Genomic DNA, 22,539 nt, shown 5'->3' on the forward strand with positions numbered 1-22,539 from the left:
ATTGAATTAACCAGGAAAACGCCTTTATGAATACCGCCGTCAACGCCAACGTAGTGCATGAATCCGAAGCCCAGCGCCAACACGCCCGCGTGAAAATCCCGGCCAAGTTGCGTTTCTTCGGCCCTGACCGGACACCGGTCGAAGCCCGGGTGATCGACCTGTCCGCCGGTGGCCTGGCGTTCAACGCCGGTCAATTGCCGCTGAAAATGGGTGACGTGTACAAGGCCCGCCTGCAATTCGTCATCGACAACCTCGGCCTGGCCATGGACGTCGAGTTGCAGGTCCGCTCTTTCGATCGCGAGACCGGACGCGCCGGCTGCCAGTTCCAGAACCTGGAACCACGGGACATCTCGACCCTGCGCCACCTGATCACTTCGCACCTGGCCGGCGACATCGTCAGCGTGGGTGAAATGCTTGCGACCCTGCAGCGCGACAACTTCACCAAGGCGCGCAAGATCAAGGACGGCGGCCATGGCATGACCGCGTTCGGACGCATGAAAGCCGTGACCTTCAGCCTCGGGGTCTTCGTGGTTGGCCTGGCCGCGTTCGGCTTCGTTTTCAAATCGGTGTACGGCATGTACTTCGTCAGCCATGCCCAGGCCGGCCTGGTCAGCGTGCCTGGCGTGAACATCACCATGCCTCGCGACGGTACCGTGCAGAGCCTGGTGAAAGCCGACGGCGTGGCCGCCAAAGGCGCACCGCTGGCGACCTTCAGCACCAGCATGCTCGACGTGCTCAAGGGCCATCTGGACGAAGACCAACTGCAACCGGCCAAGGTTGAAGAGCTGTTCGGCAAACAAATGACCGGCACGCTGACTTCGCCTTGCGACTGCACCGTAGCCCAGCAAATGGTCGCCAACGGCCAGTACGCCAGCAAGGGTGACGTGATCTTCCAGCTGGTGCCGCGTAACAGCGAAGCCAACGTCGAAGCGCGCTTCTCCTATCGCCAGTTCAGCGACGTGCGCCCGGGTACTTCGGTGCGCTTCCAGATCGCCGGCGAAGACCACTCTCGCACCGGCAAGATCGTCAGCAGCACCAGCCTGAAGAGCGCCGACCTGTCCTCCGACATCCGCGTGCTGATCCAGCCGGACGAAACCCTGGACAGCTCCCTCGCCGGTCGTCCGGTGGAAGTGAACAGCGACCGTGGCCCGAACCTGAACTGGCTGATCGACAAAGCCATGGCTGTTGGTCTGTAACCGGAGGACATGCCTGTGACCATCATCAGTCTCCTGAGAACGCCGCGATCACTGTGGGAGCGGGCTTGCCCGCGATTGGATCAATGGGGTTCCTCTGAAACACCGAGTCGCCTGAATCGCTGGCAAGCCAGCTCCCACAGGGGTCATATGGTGTGCTCACTGGCGCTAGCAGTGTCTCTGGCCGGTTGTGCCGGCCTACCCGACCAGCGCCTGGCCAACGAAGCGCTCAAACGTGGCGATACCGCCACCGCAGCGCAGAATTACCGGCAACTGGCAGACCTTGGCTACAGCGAAGCCCAGGTCGGTCTGGCCGACATCCAGGTCGACAGCCGAGACCCGGCGCAGATGAAACAGGCCGAGGCAACTTACCGCGCCGCGGCCAGCGTTTCGCCGCGCGCCCAGGCACGCCTCGGTCGTCTGCTGGTGGCCAAGCCCGGCTCCACCGAAGCCGAGCAGCACGAAGCCGAAACCCTATTGAAAAAAGCCGCCGCCGCGGGCGAAGGCAACACGCTGATCCCGCTGGCGATGCTGTACCTGCAATACCCGCACAGCTTTCCCAGCGTGAATGCACAGCAGCAAATCAGCCAATGGCGTGCCGAGAGCAAACCGGAAGCCGGTCTGGCGCAAGTGCTGCTCTATCGCACCCAGGGCACCTATGACCAGCATCTGGATGATGTGGAAAAAATCTGCAAGGCCGTGCTCAACACCAATGACATCTGCTACGTCGAGCTGGCCACGGTCTATCAGAAACAAGGCAAGCCTGAGCAACAGGCCGAGCTGATCAAACAGATGCAAGCGGCTCACGCTCGCGGCACCGTTTCGGCGCAGCGCGTCGACAGCGTCGCCCGCGTGCTCGCTGATTCGTCCCTGGGCAAGACCGACGAGAAAACCGCACAGTCGCTGCTCGAACCGATCGCACCGGGCTACCCGGCCTCGTGGGTATCCCTCGCGCAACTGCTCTACGACTTCCCCGAACTGGGCGACGTCGACCAAATGATGAAGTACCTGGACAACGGCCGCGCCGCCGACCAGCCCCGCGCCGAACTGTTGCTGGGCAAGCTCTACTTCGAAGGCAAACTGGTGCCGGCTGATGCCAAGGTCGCCGAAGCGCACTTCCAGAAAGCCGTCGGCCGCGAAGTCGCCGCCGATTACTACCTCGGCCAGATCTATCGCCGCGGCTACCTGGGCAAGGTCTATCCGCAGAAAGCGCTCGACCATCTGTTGACCGCTGCGCGCAATGGCCAGAACAGCGCCGACTTCGCCATTGCCCAACTGTTTTCCCAGGGCAAGGGCACCAAGCCTGATCCGCTCAACGCCTACGTCTTCAGCCAACTGGCCCTGGCCCAGAACACTCCGCAAGCCACCGAGCTTGCGCAAACAATCCAAACGCAACTGCCGCCTGACCGGCTGGCCGAGGCCCAACGCCTGTTGAAACAAGAACAGGCCGTGCGCGGTGCCCTGAGCCCGAACACGCCGGAACTGAAAGCCCTGCAAGACGAAGGTGGCGAGGAATCCCTATGAAGTTGAATCCATTCATGAAGGCCGGTATCGGCCTGACATTCGCGCTGATCTGGTCTTGCCCGACGCTCGCTGCGATGACTGAAACCAAGAACTTTGGCCTCGAAGTGAAGGTTACCGGCCAATCCGAAGACGACAGTGACCTCGGTACCCAGAGCGGTGGCGACGTCAACGGCGTCGGCCTCGACTTGCGTCCATGGATCTATGGCGAAAGCGGCGCGTGGAGCGCCTATGCCATGGGGCAAGCCGTGACTGCCACCGACATCATCGAGACGGACACCTTGCAAGGGACCGCCAGCGATGGCACCACGCCCACCGACAACGGTGATCGCAAGACCAAGAAAAACTACCTGGCCATGCGCGAATTCTGGGTCGGCTACAGCGGACTCACGCCGTATCCGGGCGAGCAGTTGAAGCTCGGTCGCCAACGTCTGCACAACGCCGACGGCCAATGGCGCGACACCAACATCGAAGCCCTGAACTGGACGTTCGACACCACCCTGTTGCGCGCCAACGTCGGGGTCGCCGAACGTTTCAGCGAGTACCGCACCGACCTCACGGAACTCGCCCCGAAAGACAAGGATCGCCTGCACGCCTACGCCGATGCGTCGTATCAGTGGACACCGGGCAACTGGGTCGGCATTCGTGGTCATCACACCCATGACAACGGCAAGCTCGACTTCCCGGAACCGGGCGTGCCGGCCGATTCGCTGGACAAGAAACAGAACGGTGACATCAGCTGGATCGGCCTGACCGCCGACAGCGACGCCTATAACTGGCGCAACACCAACACCGTCAATTACTGGGGCAGCATCACCGGCATGAGCGGCGACATCGACAAGGTCAACCCGCTGAACGCCGATGGTACGTCGCCGGCCGAAGCCAAGCGCGGTGAAAACCTCAACGGCTGGGCCACCGATATCGGCGTGCGTCTGCGCCTCGATCCGCAATGGCAAGTCGGTGCCGCCTATGCCCGCGCCAGCGCCGAGTACGAACAGAACGGCCTGGAAAGCAACCGCTCGAACTACACCGGCACCCGCTCGCGGGTACACCGTTTCGGCGAGGCCTTTCGTGGCGAAATGCAAAACATGCAGACCGCGACTTTGTTCGGCTCGTGGATGCTCAACGACGAATACGACGCCAGCCTGATCTACCACAAATTCTGGCGCGTCGACGGCAACAAGCCAATCGGCAGCAATGGCATCAACGCGGTCGAAAACAACACCGACGACGCCACCGGCGCAATTCTTTCCACCACGTCCCTGCCGCTGAACGATGGCGAGAAAGACCTCGGTCAGGAGATGGATCTGGTGGTCACCAAGTACTTCAAGCAAGGCCTGTTGCCGGCGGCGTTGAGCCAGTCCATCGATGAGCCTTCGGCCCTGGTGCGTTTCCGTGGCGGTGTGTTCAAGCCGGGCGATGCCTACGGCAAGGAAGTCGATTCGTACATGCACCGCGCGTTCATCGACGTGATCTGGCGCTTCTGATGCACATTGCGAAGGGAGTCTCCCAGATGAATCATCCAGCCCGAAAAGGCTCGATCAGCCTGTTGGCTCTCGCGTTGCTGCTGGCCACCGCGACTGGCTTCGCCAATGCAGAGCCGGCCAACGTGGAACCGGCGAAGCCGGCAACCGTGGCCAAGGAACTGCAACAGGCCAAGACCTATACCGTCAGCAGCGCACCGACCGCGCCGCTGGAACTGGCCACGCCGAAACTGCCGGATGTCTCGGGCTACACCGCCGAAGCCGTCGCCGCGAAAATCGTGCGCAGCAAGGCCGGCAAAATCAGCGTGCGCCGGATGATGCAGGAAGACGCCCTGAAGGACTTCATCGGCGGCGACAACAAGATGGCCGAATGGGTGGTGCGCCAGCACGGCATCCCGCAGGCGATCTTTGTCGACGACGGTTACATGAACTTCAAGGACCTGGCGAAGAAGCAACCCAAATACGTCATCGAAACCGCGCCAGGGGTTTACCTGGCGAAGTTGCCGATCGTGGTCGGCCGTCACGGCATCCTGGAAATCGACAAGCAGACCCAGGAACTGCGCCTGTCCCAGGAGGCCGGTTCGTTCCTGGTCAACGACGGCCAACTGTTCGTGCGCGACACCAAAATCACTGGCTGGCGCGAGAAGGACAACGGCCCGGCGACGTTCAACTCGCCGAAGGAATTCCGCCCGTTCCTGCTGGCCTGGGGCGGCACCGAGACTTACATCGCCAACAGCAAGATCGCCAGCTTTGGCTATGCCAACAGTAAGTCCTACGGCGTGAGTATTTCCCAATACACGCCGAACATGGCCAAGGTGCTCAAGCGCCCCGAACCGACTGGCTGGATCGTCGGTTCCGAATTCTCGGACATGTGGTACGGCTTCTACTGCTATGAAACCCGCGATTTCGTGGTCAAGGGCAACACCTACAAAGACAACATCGTCTACGGCATCGACCCGCATGACCGTTCCCACGGTCTGATCATTGCCGACAACACGGTGTTCGGGACCAAGAAGAAGCACGGGATCATTATTTCCCGTGAGGTCAATGACAGCTTCATCTTCAACAACCGCAGCTACGACAACAAGCTGTCGGGCCTGGTGATCGACCGTAACAGCGTGAACAACCTGATCGCCCACAACGAGATCTACCAGAACCACACCGACGGCATCACCCTCTACGAGAGTGCCGACAACCTGCTGTGGGGCAACCGTGTGCTGAGCAACAAGCGCCACGGCATCCGCATTCGTAACAGCGTGAACATTCGCCTCTACGAAAACGTCGCCATGGCCAACGGTCTGACCGGCGTCTACGGGCACATCAAAGACCTGAGCAACACCGACCGTGACATCAAGCTCGACCCGTTCGACGCCCAGGTGTCGCTGATCGTGGTCGGCGGTGAGCTGGCGGCCAACGGCAGCGGGCCGCTGTCCATCGACTCGCCGCTGAGTGTCGAGCTGTATCGCGTGTCGATGCTCGCACCGGCCAAATCCAGCGGCATCAGCTTCACCGGCATCCTTGGCGAGCGCCAGGATGAAATTCTCGACCTGCTGGTGCGCCAGCAGAAAGCCGTGCTGATCGACCCTGTCGAACGCCAGACCGAAATGCGGGACTGAGGATAATCTTATGCACCCACACTTGATCAAATTACTCAGCCTGTCGGCCCTGACCGCCGGCATTCTCGCGGCCAGCGGCGGTGCTCGCGCCGACGAGGTCAAAGCGCCTAGCTTTACAGCAGAACCATGCTGCAGCCTGTGCCCGGCCGCCCACGATGCGAAGAACTACACCACCCGTTATCAGCAGAACTTCACCACCCTGGTACAGGCCCAGGGCGACTGGTTGTTCCGCACCCAGGAAGACCTGCGCACCGAATTCGACACCACACCCGCCGGCTACAAACGCATGAAACAACTGCACGATGCGTTCAAGAGCAAAGGCGTGGAACTGGTCATCGTGTACCAGCCGACCCGTGGCTTGGTGAACCGCAACAAGCTCAACCCGGCGGAGAAAGCCAGCTTCGACTTCGACAAGGCGCTGCAGAACTACAAGACCATGCTCGGTCGTTTCGCGCAGATGGGCTATGTCGTCCCGGACCTTTCGCCGTTGACCAACGAGTCGTTGCCCGACACCCTGCCCGCCCACGATTTCTACTTCCGTGGCGACCAGCACTGGACGCCGTACGGTGCCCAGCGCACGGCGAAAATCGTCGCCGAGAAGGTCAAGCAGTTGCCTGAATTCGCCGACATTCCCAAGCGCGAATTCGAGACCAAAAAGTCGGGTCGCATGGGCAAGACCGGAACCCTGCACAACATGGCCGGTCAACTCTGTGGCACCAGCTACGCGATCCAGTACATGGATCAGTTCACCACCGAACCGAAGGGCGAAGCGGGTGATGGCGATCTGTTCGGTGATTCCGGCAATCCGCAAATCACCCTCGTGGGTACCTCCCACAGCGGCAAGAACTACAACTTCGCCGGGTTCCTCGAAGAGGCCATCGGTGCCGACATCCTCAACGTGGCCTTCCCCGGCGGCGGCCTGGAAGGTTCGATGCTGCAGTACCTGGGCAGCGACGAATTCCAGAAGAATCCGCCGAAAATTCTCATCTGGGAATTCTCGCCGCTGTACCGCCTCGACCAGGAAACCATCTACCGCCAGATGATGGCGTTGCTGGACAACGGTTGCGAAGGCAAGGATGCGCAGATGTCCGGCAGCGCCACGCTCAAGCCGGGCAAAAACGAGTTGATGGTCAACAGCAAGAATATGGACCTGCGCAACAGCAGCCACCAGGTCGACATCCGTTTCGCCGACACTTCGGTGAAAACCCTGCAAGCCACCCTCTGGTACATGAACGGTCGCCACGAGGACATCAAGATCGACAAACCGGAAACCTCCGAGACTGACGGGCGTTTCGCTTTCGAGTTGCGCACGGATGAAGACTGGGCTTCGCAGAACCTGCTGGCCGTTGAAGTCCAGGGCCCCGAAGCCGGTGCCGCGCCTCGGAAAGTCGAAGCGAAAATTTGCAAACGCAACGTATTCCCGGGCGCCGAGCAGCGTACTGCTTCGGTCGGGCAATGAGGTCTGCTATGCGCTATCCGAAAATTTCAACACTGTTGGCACCGACGCTCCTGAGCCTGGCGATGTTCGCCGGGGCCACGCAAGCGGCTGCGCCACTGCGTCCACCCCAGGGCTATTTTGCGCCTGTGGATAAATTCAAGACGGGCGACAAAAGCGAAGGCTGCGATGCGATGCCGACGCCGTACACCGGCTCGTTGCAATTTCGCAGCAAGTACGAAGGTTCGGACAAGGCCCGCGCGACCCTGAACGTGCAGTCGGAAAAAGCCTTCCGCGAGAGCACCGCCGACATCACCAAGATCGAGCGCGGCACCAGCAAGCGCGTGATGCAGTTCATGCGTGACGGTCGCCCGGAACAGCTGGAATGCACACTCGACTGGTTGACCGCCTGGGCCCAGGCCGACGCGCTGATGTCCAAGGACTTCAACCACACCGGCAAATCGATGCGCAAATGGGCATTGGGCAGCATGGCTTCGGCCTATATCCGCCTGAAGTTTTCCGATTCCCACCCACTGGCCACCCATCAACAAGAAGCGCAGTTGATCGAAGCCTGGTTCAGCAGGATGGCCGATCAGGTGGTCAGCGATTGGGACAACCTGCCGCTCGACATGACCAACAACCACTCGTACTGGGCGGCATGGTCGGTGATGGCCACCTCCGTCGCCACCAACCGTCGCGACCTGTTCGACTGGGCGGTGAAGGAATACAAGGTCGGCGCCAATCAGGTCGACGCCGACGGCTACCTGCCCAACGAACTCAAGCGTCAGCAGCGGGCCCTGGCTTACCACAACTACGCCCTGCCGCCGCTGGCGATGATCGCCAGTTTCGCCCAGGTCAATGGAGTGGATCTGCGCCAGGAAAACAATGGCGCGCTCAAACGCCTGGGTGACCGGGTGCTGTCCGGGGTGAAAGACCCGGACCAATTCGAGAAGAAGAACGGCAAGGAACAGGACATGACCGACCTGAAAGAGGACATGAAATTCGCCTGGCTCGAACCGTTCTGCTCGCTCTACACCTGCTCGCCCGAGGTGCTGGCGAAGAAACACCAGATGCAGCCGTTCAAGACCTTCCGCCTCGGCGGTGACCTGACCAAGGTCTACGACCCGGCCAATGAAAAGGGTAACAAGGGTTCCTAGAACCCAATGATGCAATGCGGTGCACCTGACACACCGCACCTGTAGGAGCCGGCTTGCCGGCGAATGGCACGGCGCGGTGCATCTGACCCACCGCCTTCGCTGGCAAGCCAGCTCCTACAAAGGTTTGCGGTGGCTTTGAATGCAATACATCCCCCGGGTTTTCAGTGGGGGGTTTGGGGGGGCCGTTGGCCCTTGATTAAGGCTGTAGGAGCCGGCTTGCCGGCGATGGCTTGACACGGTGCAGCTGACGCACCGCCTTCGCTGGCAAGCCAGCTCCTACACATCAAACAAGGAGAGATCGGGATGGTTTTTTCGTCCAACGTGTTCCTGTTTTTGTTCTTGCCGATTTTTCTCGGCTTGTACTACCTGAGCGGGCAACGCTATCGCAATTTGCTGCTGCTGATTGCCAGCTACGTGTTCTACGCCTGGTGGCGTGTGGACTTCCTCGCGCTGTTCGCCGGCGTCACCCTGTGGAACTACTGGATCGGCCTGAAAGTCGGTGCCGCCGGGGTCAGGACCAAACCGGCGCAGCGTTGGCTGCTGCTCGGCGTGGCCGTCGACCTGTGCATCCTCGGCTACTTCAAGTACGCCAACTTCGGCGTCGACAGCATCAACGCAATGATGACCTCGGTGGGCCTGGAACCTTTCATCCTCACCCACGTGCTGCTGCCGATCGGAATCTCGTTCTACATCTTCGAGTCCATCAGCTACATCATCGACGTCTACCGTGGCGACACCCCGGCGACCCGCAACCTGATCGACTTCGCGGCGTTCGTGGCGATCTTCCCGCACTTGATCGCCGGCCCCGTGTTGCGTTTTCGCGACCTGGCCGACCAGTTCAACAACCGCACCCACACCCTCGACAAGTTCTCCGAGGGCTGCACGCGGTTCATGCAGGGTTTCATCAAGAAAGTCTTCATCGCCGACACCCTGGCCGTCGTGGCCGACCACTGCTTCGCCCTGCAAAACCCGACCACGGGCGATGCCTGGCTCGGCGCGCTGGCGTACACCGCGCAGTTGTACTTCGACTTCTCCGGTTACAGCGACATGGCCATCGGCCTGGGCCTGATGATGGGTTTCCGCTTCATGGAAAACTTCAAGCAGCCGTATGTCAGCCAGTCGATCACCGAGTTCTGGCGGCGCTGGCACATCAGCCTGTCGACCTGGCTGCGTGACTACCTGTACATCACGCTGGGCGGTAACCGCAAAGGCACGCTGATGACCTATCGCAACCTGTTCCTGACCATGCTGCTCGGTGGTCTGTGGCACGGCGCGAACATCACTTACATCGTCTGGGGCGCCTGGCACGGCACCTGGCTGGCGATTGAAAAAGCCATCGGCCTGAACACCTCGCCGCGCAGTTTCAACCCGATCCGCTGGGCGCTGACCTTCCTGCTGGTGGTGATGGGCTGGGTGATCTTCCGTGCGGAGAACCTGCACGTCGCCGGGCGCATGTATGGCGCGATGTTCAGCTTCGGTGACTGGTCGCTGTCGGAACTCAACCAGGCCAGCCTCACCGGCCTGCAAGTGGCGACGCTGATCGTGGCTTACGTGACCCTGGCGTTCTTCGGCCTGCGCGACTTCTACACCAATCAGCCACCGGTCAAGACCAAGCCTGCCGTGAACGTCGATGCCGACGGCCCGGCCGCCGCTACAGCGGGAACGATCAAGGCTGTGCCTGGGGATAACCTCGCGAGCATCCATCAGCCTGGCTACACCGTCGGCGTCGAAGCCCAGGTGCAACCGGCCTACTGGAGCGCTGACTGGTCGCGCTACGTGATGCGTGCGCTGGTGCTGCTGCTGTTCATCGCCTCGATTCTCAAACTCTCGGCGCAAAGCTTCTCGCCGTTCCTTTACTTCCAGTTCTGAGGGATCTGACCATGACCCGCTCATTACGCGTCTTCTACATCGCGCTGTTCCTGGTGACCTTGCTGGTGCTCGGTCTGTGGTCGGTGCGCAGCTTCTTCGGCTTCAGCACCAACGCCGATGCAACAGTGCTCAACGGTCGCTGGACCAAAGCCGTGGAAACGCACTACGACGACGAGTTCCCGATCAAGCGCCTGGGCACCAACCTTTGGGCCGCGCTGGATTTCAAACTGTTCAACGAAGGTCGTCCGGGCGTGGTGCTCGGTCGCGACCAGTGGTTGTACAGCGATGAAGAATTCCACCCGGTGGTCAACGAAGAGCTGAACCTGCAAGGCAACTACGCGCTGGTTGAAGGCGTGCGCCAGACCTTGAAGGAAAAAGGCGTGCAACTGGTGATGGCGGTGGTGCCGGCCAAGGTGCGCCTGTACCCGGAACACCTAGGTGAGGTGAAACCGGCGAGCATCCACGCCAACCTCTACAAGGACTTCCACCAGCGCCTGGCCGCGGACCGGATTCCGGCCCCTGACCTGCTCGGCCCGCTGCAACAGGCCAAACAGAATGGCCAGCAAGTGTTCCTGCGCACCGACACCCACTGGACCCCGGAAGGCGCCGAGATCGCCGCCAACCGCCTGGCCCAGACCATCGCCGACAAGTACCCGCTGAGCGGCGAGCCACAGCGCTTCGTCACCGAACCTGCGGAGAAAATCACCCACAAGGGCGACCTGCGTCTGTTCCTGCCGCTGGACCCGCTGTTCGAAAACCTGATGCCGGCACCAGAGTCGCTGCAAAAGCGCAACACCGTGGCAGCGGATGACCAGCCGGCCGCTGACGATGCCCTGTTCGCCAACACCGAAGTGCCGGTGGCCCTGATCGGCACCAGCTACAGCGCCAACCCCAGCTGGAATTTTGTCGGTGCGCTCAAGCAAGCCCTGCACAGCGACGTGGTCAATTACGCCGAAGACGGCCACGGCCCGATTCTGCCGATGCTCAGCTACCTGAAAAGCGATGCCTTCAAGAACAGCCCGCCACAGGTGCTGATCTGGGAGTTTCCTGAACGATATCTGCCCGTGAACAACGAAATCGGCGACGCCGACCCGCAGTGGGTCGCAGAGCTTAAACAAGCCGGCGCGCGCCAACAAAACGTAGCCATCAACAACAAATCCGAGACGCCCGACCGGGCGCAAAACTGAAAGAGAGGTACACCATGACTTTCACTACAACTCCTCGTCGTCTCGCTAAAAGCTTTGCCCTGGTTGCCGGCCTCAGCGTGCTGTCGATTCAGGCTTTCGCCGGTGGCGACGCAGCACTCTACGGCCCGACCGCACCGAAAGGCTCGACCTTCGTGCGCATCTACAACGCCAGCAACGCCGAAGTCAGCGCCACCGTCGGCAGCACCAACCTGAGTGATGTCGCGCCACTGTCCAGCAGTGACTTCAGCTTCATGCCGGGCGGTGACTACAGCGCCAAGGTCGGTAGCCAGACCCTGCCGGTGAAACTGGCCGGCGACCACTATTACACCCTGGTCAACAACGCCAGCGGCGCACCGCAACTGATCGAGGAGCCGCCGTTCAAGAACAAGCAGAAATCCCTGGTACGCGTACAGAACCTCAGCGACAAGACGCTGACCCTGAAAACCGCCGATGGCAAGACCGACGTGGTGCCGAACGTGGCCGCCAAGGGCCGTGGCGAACGTGAAATCAACCCGGTGAAAGTCAGCCTGGCGCTCTATGACGGCGCAACCAAAGTCGGCGACGTGAAACCGGTCGCCCTGGAACGCGGTGAGGCCGCGGTGCTGTACGTCACTGGCAACGGCAGCAGCCTGTCGCCGGTCTGGGTGAAACGCCCGGTGTCGACGCGCTAACACATTCGTCTGGCTTGACCCAATCCCTGTGGGAGCGGGCTTGCCCGCGATGGGGCCCTTGAGACCGCCATCGCAGGCAAGCCAGCTCCCACAAGGACCGAGGTGTCAGGTCGGACACGGAACAAAAACAAGAGTGAAACGACACAAACGCGGTAGCTCTAACCAATCGATATTCAAGGAGTAACAACATGATTCCGGTGATCTTGTCAGGTGGTAGTGGCTCACGTCTTTGGCCGCTTTCCCGTAAGCAATTCCCCAAGCAGTTCCTGGCCCTGACCGGCGAGCACACCCTGTTCCAGCAGACCCTGGAACGCCTGGTGTTCGAAGGTATGGACACGCCGATCGTGGTCTGCAACAAGGACCACCGTTTCATCGTCAACGAGCAGTTGGCCGCGCGCAAACTGGAAACCCAGCGCATCCTGATGGAGCCATTCGGTCGCAACACCGCGCCGGCCGTGGCCCTGACCGCGATGATGCTGGTCAACGAAGGTCGCGACGAGCTGATGCTGGTGCTGCCGGCGGACCACGTGCTGGAAGACCAGAAAGCCCTGCAACGTGCCTTGGCCCTGGCCACTGTCGCTGCCGAAAACGGCGAAATGGTGCTGTTCGGCGTGCCGGCCACCAAGCCGGAAACCGGTTATGGCTACATCAAGTCGACCAACGACTCGCTGCTGCCTGAAGGCGTCAGCCGCGTCTCGCACTTCGTCGAAAAACCAGACGTGAAACGCGCCACCGAGTTCGTCCAGTCCGGCGGTTACTTCTGGAACAGCGGCATGTTCCTGTTCCGCGCCAGCCGCTTCCTGGAAGAGCTGAAAAAGCACGATCCGGACATCTACGACACCTGCCTGCTGACCCTGGAACGCAGCAAGCAGGATGCCGACACCATCACCCTCGACGAAGCCACCTTCGCCTGCTGCCCGGACAACTCCATCGACTACTCGGTAATGGAAAAAACCCGACGCGCCTGCGTCGTGCCGCTGACCGCCGGCTGGAGCGATGTCGGTTGCTGGTCGTCGCTGTGGGAAGTGAATGCGAAAGACGCCAACGGCAACGTCACCAAAGGCGACGTGGTGATCCAGGACAGCCGCAACTGCATGATCCACGGCAACGGCAAACTGGTCTCGGTGATCGGTCTGGAAAACATCGTCGTGGTCGAAACCAAGGACGCCATGATGATCGCCCACAAGGACAAGGTTCAAGGCGTGAAACAGATGGTCAACACCCTCAACGAACAGGGCCGCAGCGAAACCCAGAACCACTGCGAGGTCTACCGTCCGTGGGGCTCCTACGACTCGGTGGACATGGGCGGCCGCTTCCAGGTCAAGCACATCTCGGTCAAGCCGGGCGCGTGCCTGTCGCTGCAGATGCACCACCACCGCGCCGAACACTGGATCGTGGTCAGCGGCACTGCCGAGGTGACCTGTGACGAGAACGTGTTCCTGCTGACCGAGAACCAGTCGACCTACATTCCGATCGCTTCGGTGCATCGCCTGCGCAACCCGGGGAAGATTGCGCTGGAGATCATCGAAGTTCAGTCGGGGAGTTACCTGGGCGAGGACGATATCGAGCGGTTCGAGGATATCTACGGGCGGTCTACGCCGGTTGAGCGTGGGGTTTCGGTGAAGACCATCGCGCAATAACGTTCAGTAAAACAAGGAGCCCCCGTACAGCCTGCTGCGTTCCCTATCCGCAGCAGGCTGGGCGGGGGCTTTTTTTTGCACTGAGTTTTGTATCGGCTTGCCTGGCCTCATCGCGGGCAAGCCCGCTCCCACAGGGTATTGGGTTGATCAGGGATTTTGTGCTCGGCTCGGTACACTGTGGGAGCGGGCTTGCCCGCGATGAGGCCATCACATCCACCACAAAAATCTCGCCCATCGCCAATCCCACCCGCGCTTAGGTACGATGGTCTTCTACATCACCGAGGTTTGCGCCCCATGTTCATCGGCGTCCTGCTGGTCATCACCTGGCTGATCCTGTTGCTGCGCTATCCGGCCAAAGCCTTGCCCGTTTCCATGGCCGCCGCCGTGGGGCTGGGCATCGTCGCTACCTGGGTCATCTGGATGGACCACCGCGAACTCAAGCAACTGCAACGCCTGGAGTTGCGCATCAGTTACGCACCGCAGCAATGTCCCGCCGACCGCCCCTTGCAATTGACCCTGAACAACGGCAACGACGTTCCGCTGACGGAACTGCGCTGGCGGGTCGCGGCCTATGCACCTGGCGACACGGTGAACCTGGCCGACAATCAATACACCGCACCGCGCTATCGTGGCCCCGGCGAATTGCAGGCCGGTGGCAACTGGGAAGATTGCTTGCCGCTGCCGCCATTGCGCCCAGGCTACCGTCCGGAGACCCTGGAGTTTCGCGCCGAGCGATTGCAGGGTAGTTTTTCCGACTGACCTCTTCCCCCACTACTTGCACAAGGAATGCGCCATGCCCGTTGCGTTGATTACCGGTTGTTCCAGCGGCATTGGCCGCGCCCTGGCCGATGCGTTCAAGGCCGCTGGCTATGAAGTCTGGGCCAGTGCCCGCAAGGCCGAAGATGTCGCGGCACTCTCCGCCGCCGGCTTCACGGCCGTGCAACTGGACGTCAACGATGCTGCGGCGCTTGAAGCCTTGAGCGAGCGAATCAACCAACAGGCCGGTGGCCTCGATGTGCTGATCAACAACGCAGGGTATGGCGCCATGGGGCCGCTGCTCGATGGTGGTGTGCCAGCCATGCAGCGCCAGTTCGAAACCAATGTGTTCGCCATCGTCGGCGTCACCCGCGCCTTGTTTCCGGTGCTGCGTCGGGCCAAGGGCCTGGTGGTGAATATCGGTAGCGTGTCCGGCGTACTGGTCACGCCCTTTGCCGGCGCCTACTGCGCCTCGAAAGCCGCCGTGCATGCCTTGAGCGATGCCTTGCGCATGGAGCTGGCGCCGTTCGGCGTGCGGGTCATGGAAGTCCAGCCGGGGGCCATCGCTTCCAGTTTCGCCAAAAATGCCGGCCACGAAGCCGAGCAACTGATCAGTGAGCAATCGCCGTGGTTTCCGCTACGCGAAGGCATACGCGCCCGGGCCAGGGCTTCCCAGGACAAGCCGACACCGGCCAGTGAATTTGCCGCCGGATTGCTCAAGGCTGTGCAGCAGGCCAAACCGCCGCGGTTGATTCGTATCGGCAATGGCAGTCGTGCGTTGCCGCTGATGGCGAGTTTGCTGCCCAAGGGTTTGCTCGAATCGGGGCTGATGAAGCGGTTCGGGTTGCGTGGGCAGCTCTGAGACCGAGTCATCGTTCTTCGTCGGAACGCCGCCCGGACCAAGCCCGCTCCCACAGGATTGGCGCTATTTCAAAATCTGCGCATGGCCTGTGGGAGCGGGCTTGCCCGCGAAGGCGTCAGAACAGACACCGTAGAACTTCAGGAAACAAAATGACCGACTACACCGAATACTTCGACGAAGTGATCCAGGCCCACGTGGCCATTGAACAATGGCTGGCCGAAGAACGGGACCTGTCCGAACTCGAACACCTGCTAACACGTTTTTCGCCGCAGTTTTCCATGGTCTCGCCGCTCGGTCGGGTGCTGGATTTTGACGCGCTGAACGAATTGTTCACATTGGCGGGCGGCAAGAAGCTCGGGTTTCGCATCGAGCTCAGCGAGTTGCGTGGCATTGCCCTGCACGACGGCGGCGCGACCGTGAGTTACCGCGAGCAACAGACCGATGCGACCGGGCTGCACTCGGATCGTCGCTCCACGGTTGTGTTTGAAAAACGGGCGGATGGCCGGGTGATCTGGCGGCATCTGCATGAGACGTTTTGCAAGGAGTGAACTCTGTCTTATGCCTGTGAGACCGAGTCGCCCCAATCGCGGGCAAGCCCGCTCCCACAAAGTTCTGCTGGGTCAAATAGATAGCATTTACACAAAGACCCCTGTGGGAGCGGCGGTGCGGCGATCCGACTTGCCCGCGATGGGGGCCACCTGGTCTGCAAGTCATGCACCAGCATCCTGCTTCACCACCACCGTACAGGTAATCCCCGCCGCCAACAGCACCCCCTCCGGCACTTCATCGATGTGAATGCGCACCGGCACCCGTTGCGCCAGGCGTACCCAGTTGAAGGTCGGGTTGACGTCGGCGATCAGCTCGCGGCTTTCCGGGTTGTCGCGGTCGTAGATGCCGCGCGAGATGCTTTCCACATGACCCTTGAGCACTTCGCCGCTCATCAGTTGCATGTCGGCTTTATCACCCACGCGCACGTGAGGCAGCTTGGTTTCTTCGAAGAAGCCGTAGACCCAGAACGAGTTCATGTCGACCACGGCCATTTTCGCCTCGCCGATGCGCGCGTAGTCGCCGCGATGCACGTTGAGGTTGGTCACGTAGCCGTCCACCGCTGCGCGCACTTCAGTGCGTTTCAGGTTTAGCTCGGCGGCTTCCAGTTGCGCCTGGGCCTGCTGGTAATCGGCCAGGGCCGAGTCGGCGAGGTTACTGGCGTCGTCACGGTTCTCCCGGGAGATCACCAGGTTGTCCATATCGGCGCGACGATGGGCGTTGACCTTGCGCATCTCCCAGGTCGCTTTGCGCGATGCCACCAGGCTTTGTGCCTGTTTCACCGCGAGGCGGTAGTGCTCGGGGTCGATCTGCATCAGCAAATCACCCTTCTTCACCAATTGGTTGTCGCGCACCGGCACATCCACCACTTCGCCAGTGACGTCGGCGGCGACATTGATGATGTCGGCCCGCACGCGGCCGTCACGGGTCCACGGCGTGTTCATGTAGTGCTCCCACAAGGAGCGGCCGATCCACAGCGCGAGGGCCAGCACCAACAGGGTCGCGAGCAGGCTGAAAAACTTTTTCATCGGGGCATTCTCAGTGATAGAGAGTCAACGGTAGACAGTCAGCGCCATAGCGCCGAACAGACAGGTAAACAGGCTCAGGCGCAGCAACGCCGGGTGCCAGAAGAAGCGGTACAGGTCGAACCCGGAGAGGAAGCGGTCCAGTGCCCAGGCCAATGCCGCTGCAATGAAAAACATCACGGTCATGGTCGGCATGTACACGCCGTGGAAGGCGATTTCACGAGGCATGTTCAAGTCCTTGTGGCTTGCCGCTGGCGCTGGCATTCATGTAGCCGGCGAGCGGTGATTGCGGATCGAGCAAAGAGGTACGGATGAAGTGCAGGTAGCTCTTCACCCGGCGCAACGCCGAGGTATCGAAGTGGGGAGCGAAGGGTTCGTCGGTGGACTGCACACGACTGATCGCGTGATCGACGGCGATCAGCGCACGCTCGAGGTTGCTGCCGTTCGGTTGCAGGAACAGCCGCACCAGCGCACGCCCCATCACCCGGATCGCCTGGCGCCAAGGCTGGGATTCGGCATAGGCCGGATGCACCGGCAGTATCGCCTGCTCCTTGCGCAACTCGATGATCGCGTGGCCGACTTCCAGCACCACGAACATCCAGCGCAGCAAGCCCCGCTGCACTTGCGGTTGACCTGCCGCGAAGCCGTAGGCCTGATGCACCAGATCGCGGGTGCGGCTTTCGAAACTCGACGCCAGCCCCTTGAGCTTGCCGCTGATGGCGTACACCACCTGAGCGCGCAGGTCCTGCTCCAGGCGGCGCCACAACCAGCGGCTGTTGGGCGGCAGAATGATCGCCCCGGCCGCTGCGCACACCAGCATGCCGAGGACCATGGCGATGTAGTCGTTGATGAAGGTGTAGGGGTTGTAGACCGTGAGGTTGTCCGGCACCGAGCCGGTGCTGAAAAAGATCAGCAGGCCCAGGCCGACGCCGACGTATTGCGGCCGCGAAGTCAGGAACGAGCCCAGTACGATCACCGGTGCGAGCATCACGCACAGCAACGGAAAGCCGTCGATCCACGGGAAAATGAAAAACATCTCGACGAAGCCGATCAGCGCCCCGAGCAATGTTCCGCACGCCATCTGAAAGGCCATGCGTTTCGGGTTCGGGGTGGCGGCGGACAAGCCCACGGTCGCGGCTGCGATCAGGGTCATGGTCGCCCCGCTCGGCCAGGCGGTCGCCACCCAATAGCTGCCCAATACCACCAGGATGAATGCTGCGCGAATCCCCGATGCTGCCGCTGCCATCCAGTTGGTTTGCGGTGTGAACGGCTCGTCCCAGCGCTCCCGTTCGTGACTGTGATCGGCCAGGGATGCGTGGGTCTGTGCATAACCGTGCAGGTCATCGACAAAGCGATAGAGCAGCTCGTATGCGGTGTGGAAATCCAGTTGTTCGGCGTCGCTCGGCTCGCTCTGCTGGAACGTTGCCCGCAGACAGCGCACTCGCGCCGGCAAGCCTTCCTTGTAGGCGCTCAGCACCATAACCAGACGCGCCGCATCGGCACTTGTCAGGGCACGACCGCTGAAGCCGTCAAGCAATTCGGCGAGGTCCTGCAGACCCGGCTTGATGGCCGCCACCACGGTGTCTGCCGCGCTGTTGCGCAAGCGTTCGAGCAGCTGGTGCAAGGCATTGAAGCGCGTGGTGATGCCCATGAACTCGCTGTTCAGGCGACTGAGCCGGCCATTGCGCCGACGCATGTGCGGGTCTTCAAAAACAGTGACGCTGCGCAAGCCTTCCAGGCCCACGGCTTCGGCGATGAAACGCACGTTACCGGCCTCGAATGCCTCACGCCGGCTGCGTCCGCGCAAACCATCGGTGACGAACAGGGCGAACACGCCAAAGCGCTGATACAAGGCATTGCGCATTGCCGCGCTTGCCGATTGCGGCAGGATCGCGGCACTGATCAGGGTCGAACAGAGAATGCCCAGCGAGATTTCCAGCACCCGCCAGACCGCCGCCATGAACGCCCCCTCCGGATGGGCCAGCGCGGGCAAGCCGACCATCGCCGCGGTGTATCCGGCGAGGACAAATCCGTAGGCGCGGAAGTTGCGGCAGCGGGCGGCGCCGGCCGTGCAGATACCGACCCAGATCGCCAGCGAACCGAGGAACAGTTCAGTGTTCTGCGCAAACAGCGCAATCAACGCGACCATCACCGACGAGCCGGCCAGGGTACCGAGAAAACGATAGAAGCTCTTGGCGAACACATGGCCGCTTTGCGGCTGCATGACGATGAACACGGTGATCATCGCCGTGCGCGGTTGCGGCAGTTCCAGGCGCATGGCCAGCCATAGCGTCAGGAATGCCGCGATCAGCACCTTGAAAATGTAGACCCAGGTCACGCCATCGCTGCGTGCCCAGTCGAAGAACCCCCGGCGCCATTCCAGGGAATACAGCCAGCGCAAGGGTGCGGGCAAGGAAGTCATGAAATCCTGCTCAAAAAAATTGTAGGAGCGAGCTTGCTCGCGATAGCGGAGTAACAGTCGGCATCAATGCTGGATGTGCCGCCCTCATCGCGAGCAAGCTCGCTCCCACAGGTCTTGTGTTCAACGCAAAAGGCTCGGGGTTTTCGGCGCCTGGGTCTGGCTGTCTTTCGGCACATCGTTACCTGCACCCAAACCACCACCCAACGCCGTCACCAGTTCGGCATGGGCGCTCAAGCGCGCCGCCTGAACCTGCTGCTGCACTTGCTGCTGCTTGAACAGCAGGGTCTGGGCGTTGAGCACGTTGAGGTAGTCGGTCAGGCCGCGCTGGTAGGCGATCATGGCGATGTCGTAGGTCTTCTGCGCAGTGGCCACCGACTCGGCGGCGAATGCCTGCTGCTTGTCCATGGACTCGCGGCGGATCAACTGGTCAGAGATGTTTTTCAGGGCATTGACCAGGGTCTGGTTGTACTTGGCCACGGCGATGTCATACCCGGCCGAGGCTTCACCCAGTTCAGCGCGCAAACGTCCGCCATCGAAGATCGGCAACGAAATCGCCGGACCCACGCTGTAGTTGAGCTTCTTGCCGGTCAAGAACTCCAGCGCCCCGCCGCCGGTGGCCATGTAGCCGAGGCTGCCGACCAGGTCGACGTTGGGGTAGAAACCGGCATGGGCGACATCGATGCCCCGCGCCTGCGCCGCCACTTGCCAGCGGCTGGCGACGACGTCCGGGCGCTGCCCGAGCAATTGCGCCGGCAGCGTAGACGGCAGTTTCAGTGGCGCACCCAGCGACAGCGTTGGCCGCTGCAACTGCGTGCCCTCCCCCGGGCCCTTGCCGGCGAGGGCGGCTAGCTGGTTGCGGCTCAAGGCGATTTCTTCGTCGAGGGCATCGAGCTGGCGATGGGTTTCCGGCAACGGTGTTTCAGCCTGGCTGACTTCGAAATGCGTGCCGATGCCACCGTTCAAACGTTTCTGCGCCAGCTCAAGGATCTGCTGTTGCTGCTTCAGGGTCGCTTCGACGATGTCCCGTTGTGCGTAATGCAGCGAAAGCTCGATGTAGACCCGGACGATGTTGTCCTGCAATTCGAGCTGGGCCTGGCGGGCTTCAGCCACTGTCATATGCGCCATGTCCACGGCGCGCTCGGTGGCATTGCTTTCGCGGCCCCAGAGGTCGAGGGCATAACTGAAACCCAGCGCGGCGTTGTTGTCCCAGGTGGTGCTGTTGGCCAGCTCGCCGGGGCCATAGAACTGGTCGGTAGGCCAGTTGTGACGCTTGAGGGTGGACTCGCCGTTGATCTGCAGTGACTCGGCCGCTTCTGCCACTCCGGCCATGGATCTGGCCTGACGTACCCGGGCAGCGGCCATGGCCAGGCTCGGACTGCCTTGCAGGGCGAGGTCGATCCAGCGGTTCAGTTGCGGGTCACCATAGGCCTGCCACCATTGCGCGGTGGGCCAGTGCGCATCTTGCGCGGCGCTCTGGATCGCTTCGTCGGTGGCCAGCGAATTGGCCTCCAGCGCCTTGTCCTGCGGGGCAATACCTCCGGTTCCGATGCAGCCGCTGATTGCCAGGGTTAAAGCCAAAACACTGAGCGGCTGAAGCGCTCTGCTGATGCGACGCGGCACTGCTGCGATTTCCTGAAATGGAGGGAGGCATAAGATTTTGTAGGAGCCGGCTTGCCGGCGATGGAAACACCGCGATATGTCTGGAACCGCAGTAATGCCATCGCTGGCAAGCCAGCTCCTACAAGTCCGGCCAATTCTATGGGGCGGCCTGAAGGGCGATAAGCCGGGATTCCTGTGAATCTTTGTTACCGTAAACGAGATAATCCTTAAGTCTGGGGTCTCAGACTCTGAAACTTCGTGTCACAATTTGCCATCGCACCCGAGAGCCCCCCATGGACACTTTGCAAAACATGCGCGCCTTCAGTTACGTGGCCGAAGCCGGCAGCTTCACCGCCGCCGCCGTACAACTGGACACCACCACGGCCAACGTCTCGCGCGCGGTCTCCAACCTGGAAGCCCACCTGCAAACCCGCCTGCTCAACCGAACGACCCGTCGCATCGCCCTGACCGAAGCCGGCAAGCGGTACCTGTTGCGCTGCGAACAGATCCTGGCCTACGTCGAGGAAGCCGAAGCCGAGGCCAGCGACGCCCACGCACGCCCGGCCGGGCAACTGAAAGTGCACACCATGACCGGCATCGGCCAGCATTTCGTGATCGACGCCATCGCCCGCTACCGCAAGACCCACCCGGACGTGACCTTCGACCTGACCATGGCCAACCGTGTACCGGACCTGCTCGACGAGGGTTACGACGTATCGATCGTCCTCGCCCGCGAACTGCCGGATTCGGGTTTTGTCTCCCAGCGCCTGGGCATCACCTACAGCATCGTTTGCGCCTCGCCGGCCTACGTCAAAGCCAACGGCTGCGCACAAAAACCCAGCGACCTGCTCAACCACGCCTGCCTGCGCCTGGTCAGCCCGGTGATTCCGCTGGAAAAATGGGCCTTCGACGGCCCTGATGGCCAGGAAATGGTCACCATCAACAGCTCACCGTTTCTGGTGAACTCCGCCGACGCAATGAAATCCGCGATCATCAGCGGCATGGGCGTTGGCGTCCTGCCTCTGTACGCCGCGATAGAAGGCCTGCGCAACGGTACGCTGGTGCGCGTGATGCCCAAATACCGCTCGCAGGAACTGAACCTGTACGCCATCTACCCGTCGCGCCAGTACCTGGACGCGAAGATCAAGACCTGGGTCGAGTATTTGCGTGGATCGTTGCCTGAATTGTTGGCCGCGCACCAGGCGGAATTGGCGGCGTATGAATTGAGCGGGAGTCTGGGTGGGGTTCGGGTGGCGAATTGAGCCTTTGTGGGAGCGAGCCTGCTCGCGAAGGCTTAATGTCTGGCGACGTTGTTTTTGTGTACATATCCGTTGTTGTGGTCACGGCCGCTAACGGTTCCGCTTTTACAGCGGGTTACTTGGAAGAGCCTGTAGGAGCGAGCTTGCTCGCGATGGTCGTCAACGATGACGCTGGCAGCCTGACACCCCACGGTGTTCTGTCGTTTATCGCGAGCAAGCTCGCTCCTACAGGGCCCGCCGCGATCGGCCATCCATGGCCGTACGCGGCTAACCCGGCATCCATGCCGGGTTGCCCAC

General features: G+C 61.4%; 18 protein-coding genes. 14 read left to right on the forward strand and 4 right to left on the reverse strand.

What is annotated here, in order from left to right:
* Positions 1-26 precede the first annotated feature (26 nt).
* The 13 genes from PMI31_RS13530 to PMI31_RS13590 all read left to right on the forward strand — a co-directional run bounded on the left by PMI31_RS13530 (position 27) and on the right by PMI31_RS13590 (position 15,939).
* A complete protein-coding gene (locus PMI31_RS13530; RefSeq protein ID WP_008018603.1) occupies positions 27-1,196 on the forward strand; it encodes an alginate biosynthesis protein Alg44 in 1,170 nt (389 codons plus the stop codon).
* 9 nt (positions 1,197-1,205) lie between these two features.
* The gene (gene algK, locus PMI31_RS13535) at positions 1,206-2,717 is read left to right on the forward strand and encodes an alginate biosynthesis TPR repeat lipoprotein AlgK (protein ID WP_177323566.1); all 1,512 of its coding nucleotides are present in this window, start codon (positions 1,206-1,208) and stop codon (positions 2,715-2,717) included.
* Positions 2,714-4,201, forward strand: coding sequence for an alginate export family protein (locus PMI31_RS13540; RefSeq protein WP_008018605.1), 1,488 nt, complete (start codon positions 2,714-2,716; stop codon positions 4,199-4,201). The genes algK and PMI31_RS13540 overlap by 4 nt, the downstream gene beginning before the upstream one ends.
* A gap of 26 nt (positions 4,202-4,227) precedes the next feature.
* Positions 4,228-5,814: a mannuronan 5-epimerase AlgG gene (algG, locus tag PMI31_RS13545; RefSeq protein ID WP_008018606.1), complete on the forward strand. Its 1,587-nt coding sequence runs from the start codon at positions 4,228-4,230 to the stop codon at positions 5,812-5,814.
* Positions 5,815-5,824: 10 nt separating this feature from the next.
* Positions 5,825-7,273 (forward strand): alginate O-acetyltransferase, encoded by a 1,449-nt coding sequence (locus tag PMI31_RS13550; RefSeq protein ID WP_008018607.1) that lies wholly within the window; start codon positions 5,825-5,827, stop codon positions 7,271-7,273.
* Positions 7,274-7,281: 8 nt separating this feature from the next.
* A complete protein-coding gene (locus PMI31_RS13555; protein ID WP_008018610.1) occupies positions 7,282-8,406 on the forward strand; it encodes a mannuronate-specific alginate lyase in 1,125 nt (374 codons plus the stop codon).
* 303 nt (positions 8,407-8,709) lie between these two features.
* On the forward strand, positions 8,710-10,275 hold the full coding sequence (locus tag PMI31_RS13560; RefSeq protein WP_008018611.1) for an MBOAT family O-acyltransferase: 1,566 nt from the start codon (positions 8,710-8,712) through the stop codon (positions 10,273-10,275).
* Positions 10,276-10,286: 11 nt separating this feature from the next.
* Positions 10,287-11,462 (forward strand): alginate O-acetyltransferase, encoded by a 1,176-nt coding sequence (locus PMI31_RS13565; RefSeq protein ID WP_008018612.1) that lies wholly within the window; start codon positions 10,287-10,289, stop codon positions 11,460-11,462.
* A 14-nt stretch (positions 11,463-11,476) separates the two neighbouring features.
* Positions 11,477-12,133, forward strand: coding sequence for an alginate O-acetyltransferase AlgF (locus PMI31_RS13570; protein ID WP_008018613.1), 657 nt, complete (start codon positions 11,477-11,479; stop codon positions 12,131-12,133).
* A 188-nt stretch (positions 12,134-12,321) separates the two neighbouring features.
* Positions 12,322-13,773: a mannose-1-phosphate guanylyltransferase/mannose-6-phosphate isomerase gene (locus PMI31_RS13575; protein ID WP_008018614.1), complete on the forward strand. Its 1,452-nt coding sequence runs from the start codon at positions 12,322-12,324 to the stop codon at positions 13,771-13,773.
* Between the two features lie 294 nt (positions 13,774-14,067).
* On the forward strand, positions 14,068-14,532 hold the full coding sequence (locus PMI31_RS13580; RefSeq protein WP_007998302.1) for a hypothetical protein: 465 nt from the start codon (positions 14,068-14,070) through the stop codon (positions 14,530-14,532).
* 34 nt (positions 14,533-14,566) lie between these two features.
* Positions 14,567-15,391, forward strand: coding sequence for an SDR family oxidoreductase (locus PMI31_RS13585; RefSeq protein ID WP_008018615.1), 825 nt, complete (start codon positions 14,567-14,569; stop codon positions 15,389-15,391).
* A 149-nt stretch (positions 15,392-15,540) separates the two neighbouring features.
* Positions 15,541-15,939 carry a hypothetical protein gene (locus PMI31_RS13590; protein ID WP_008018617.1) on the forward strand — a complete coding sequence of 133 codons (399 nt, stop codon included), beginning with the start codon at positions 15,541-15,543 and terminating at the stop codon, positions 15,937-15,939.
* A 162-nt stretch (positions 15,940-16,101) separates the two neighbouring features.
* Here the strand turns inward: PMI31_RS13590 and PMI31_RS13595 are convergent, their stop codons facing one another.
* The 4 genes from PMI31_RS13595 to PMI31_RS13610 form a co-directional block, all read right to left on the reverse strand.
* Complete coding sequence (locus PMI31_RS13595; RefSeq protein WP_008018618.1) at positions 16,102-16,965, reverse strand: efflux RND transporter periplasmic adaptor subunit; 864 nt, start codon at positions 16,963-16,965, stop codon at positions 16,102-16,104.
* A gap of 24 nt (positions 16,966-16,989) precedes the next feature.
* Positions 16,990-17,190: a DUF1656 domain-containing protein gene (locus PMI31_RS13600; protein ID WP_008018619.1), complete on the reverse strand. Its 201-nt coding sequence runs from the start codon at positions 17,188-17,190 to the stop codon at positions 16,990-16,992.
* Positions 17,180-19,384, reverse strand: coding sequence for an FUSC family protein (locus tag PMI31_RS13605; protein ID WP_008018620.1), 2,205 nt, complete (start codon positions 19,382-19,384; stop codon positions 17,180-17,182). The genes PMI31_RS13600 and PMI31_RS13605 overlap by 11 nt, the downstream gene beginning before the upstream one ends.
* A 120-nt stretch (positions 19,385-19,504) precedes the next feature.
* The gene (locus PMI31_RS13610) at positions 19,505-21,004 is read right to left on the reverse strand and encodes an efflux transporter outer membrane subunit (RefSeq protein ID WP_008018621.1); all 1,500 of its coding nucleotides are present in this window, start codon (positions 21,002-21,004) and stop codon (positions 19,505-19,507) included.
* 272 nt (positions 21,005-21,276) lie between these two features.
* Between PMI31_RS13610 and PMI31_RS13615 the strand changes: the two genes are divergently transcribed.
* A complete protein-coding gene (locus tag PMI31_RS13615; RefSeq protein WP_007972623.1) occupies positions 21,277-22,245 on the forward strand; it encodes a LysR family transcriptional regulator in 969 nt (322 codons plus the stop codon).
* Positions 22,246-22,539 lie beyond the last annotated feature (294 nt).

This window comes from Pseudomonas sp. GM55 (assembly GCF_000282395.1).
In the GTDB taxonomy this organism is placed as follows: Bacteria; Pseudomonadota; Gammaproteobacteria; order Pseudomonadales; family Pseudomonadaceae; genus Aquipseudomonas; species Aquipseudomonas fluorescens_CC.

What these genes read in the sequence shown, in the direction of transcription:
- PMI31_RS13580 (WP_007998302.1), top strand. Translation starts at nt 14,068, where the DNA reads ATGTTCATCGGCGTCCTGCTGGTCATCACCTGGCTGATCCTGTTGCTG.
- PMI31_RS13555 (WP_008018610.1), top strand. Translation starts at nt 7,282, where the DNA reads ATGCGCTATCCGAAAATTTCAACACTGTTGGCACCGACGCTCCTGAGC.
- PMI31_RS13575 (WP_008018614.1), top strand. Translation starts at nt 12,322, where the DNA reads ATGATTCCGGTGATCTTGTCAGGTGGTAGTGGCTCACGTCTTTGGCCG.
- PMI31_RS13530 (WP_008018603.1), top strand. Translation starts at nt 27, where the DNA reads ATGAATACCGCCGTCAACGCCAACGTAGTGCATGAATCCGAAGCCCAG.
- PMI31_RS13585 (WP_008018615.1), top strand. Translation starts at nt 14,567, where the DNA reads ATGCCCGTTGCGTTGATTACCGGTTGTTCCAGCGGCATTGGCCGCGCC.
- PMI31_RS13615 (WP_007972623.1), top strand. Translation starts at nt 21,277, where the DNA reads ATGGACACTTTGCAAAACATGCGCGCCTTCAGTTACGTGGCCGAAGCC.
- PMI31_RS13600 (WP_008018619.1), bottom strand. Translation starts at nt 17,190, where the DNA reads ATGCCTCGTGAAATCGCCTTCCACGGCGTGTACATGCCGACCATGACC.
- PMI31_RS13570 (WP_008018613.1), top strand. Translation starts at nt 11,477, where the DNA reads ATGACTTTCACTACAACTCCTCGTCGTCTCGCTAAAAGCTTTGCCCTG.
- algK (WP_177323566.1), top strand. Translation starts at nt 1,206, where the DNA reads ATGCCTGTGACCATCATCAGTCTCCTGAGAACGCCGCGATCACTGTGG.
- PMI31_RS13540 (WP_008018605.1), top strand. Translation starts at nt 2,714, where the DNA reads ATGAAGTTGAATCCATTCATGAAGGCCGGTATCGGCCTGACATTCGCG.
- algG (WP_008018606.1), top strand. Translation starts at nt 4,228, where the DNA reads ATGAATCATCCAGCCCGAAAAGGCTCGATCAGCCTGTTGGCTCTCGCG.
- PMI31_RS13590 (WP_008018617.1), top strand. Translation starts at nt 15,541, where the DNA reads ATGACCGACTACACCGAATACTTCGACGAAGTGATCCAGGCCCACGTG.
- PMI31_RS13595 (WP_008018618.1), bottom strand. Translation starts at nt 16,965, where the DNA reads ATGAAAAAGTTTTTCAGCCTGCTCGCGACCCTGTTGGTGCTGGCCCTC.
- PMI31_RS13605 (WP_008018620.1), bottom strand. Translation starts at nt 19,384, where the DNA reads ATGACTTCCTTGCCCGCACCCTTGCGCTGGCTGTATTCCCTGGAATGG.
- PMI31_RS13560 (WP_008018611.1), top strand. Translation starts at nt 8,710, where the DNA reads ATGGTTTTTTCGTCCAACGTGTTCCTGTTTTTGTTCTTGCCGATTTTT.
- PMI31_RS13565 (WP_008018612.1), top strand. Translation starts at nt 10,287, where the DNA reads ATGACCCGCTCATTACGCGTCTTCTACATCGCGCTGTTCCTGGTGACC.
- PMI31_RS13550 (WP_008018607.1), top strand. Translation starts at nt 5,825, where the DNA reads ATGCACCCACACTTGATCAAATTACTCAGCCTGTCGGCCCTGACCGCC.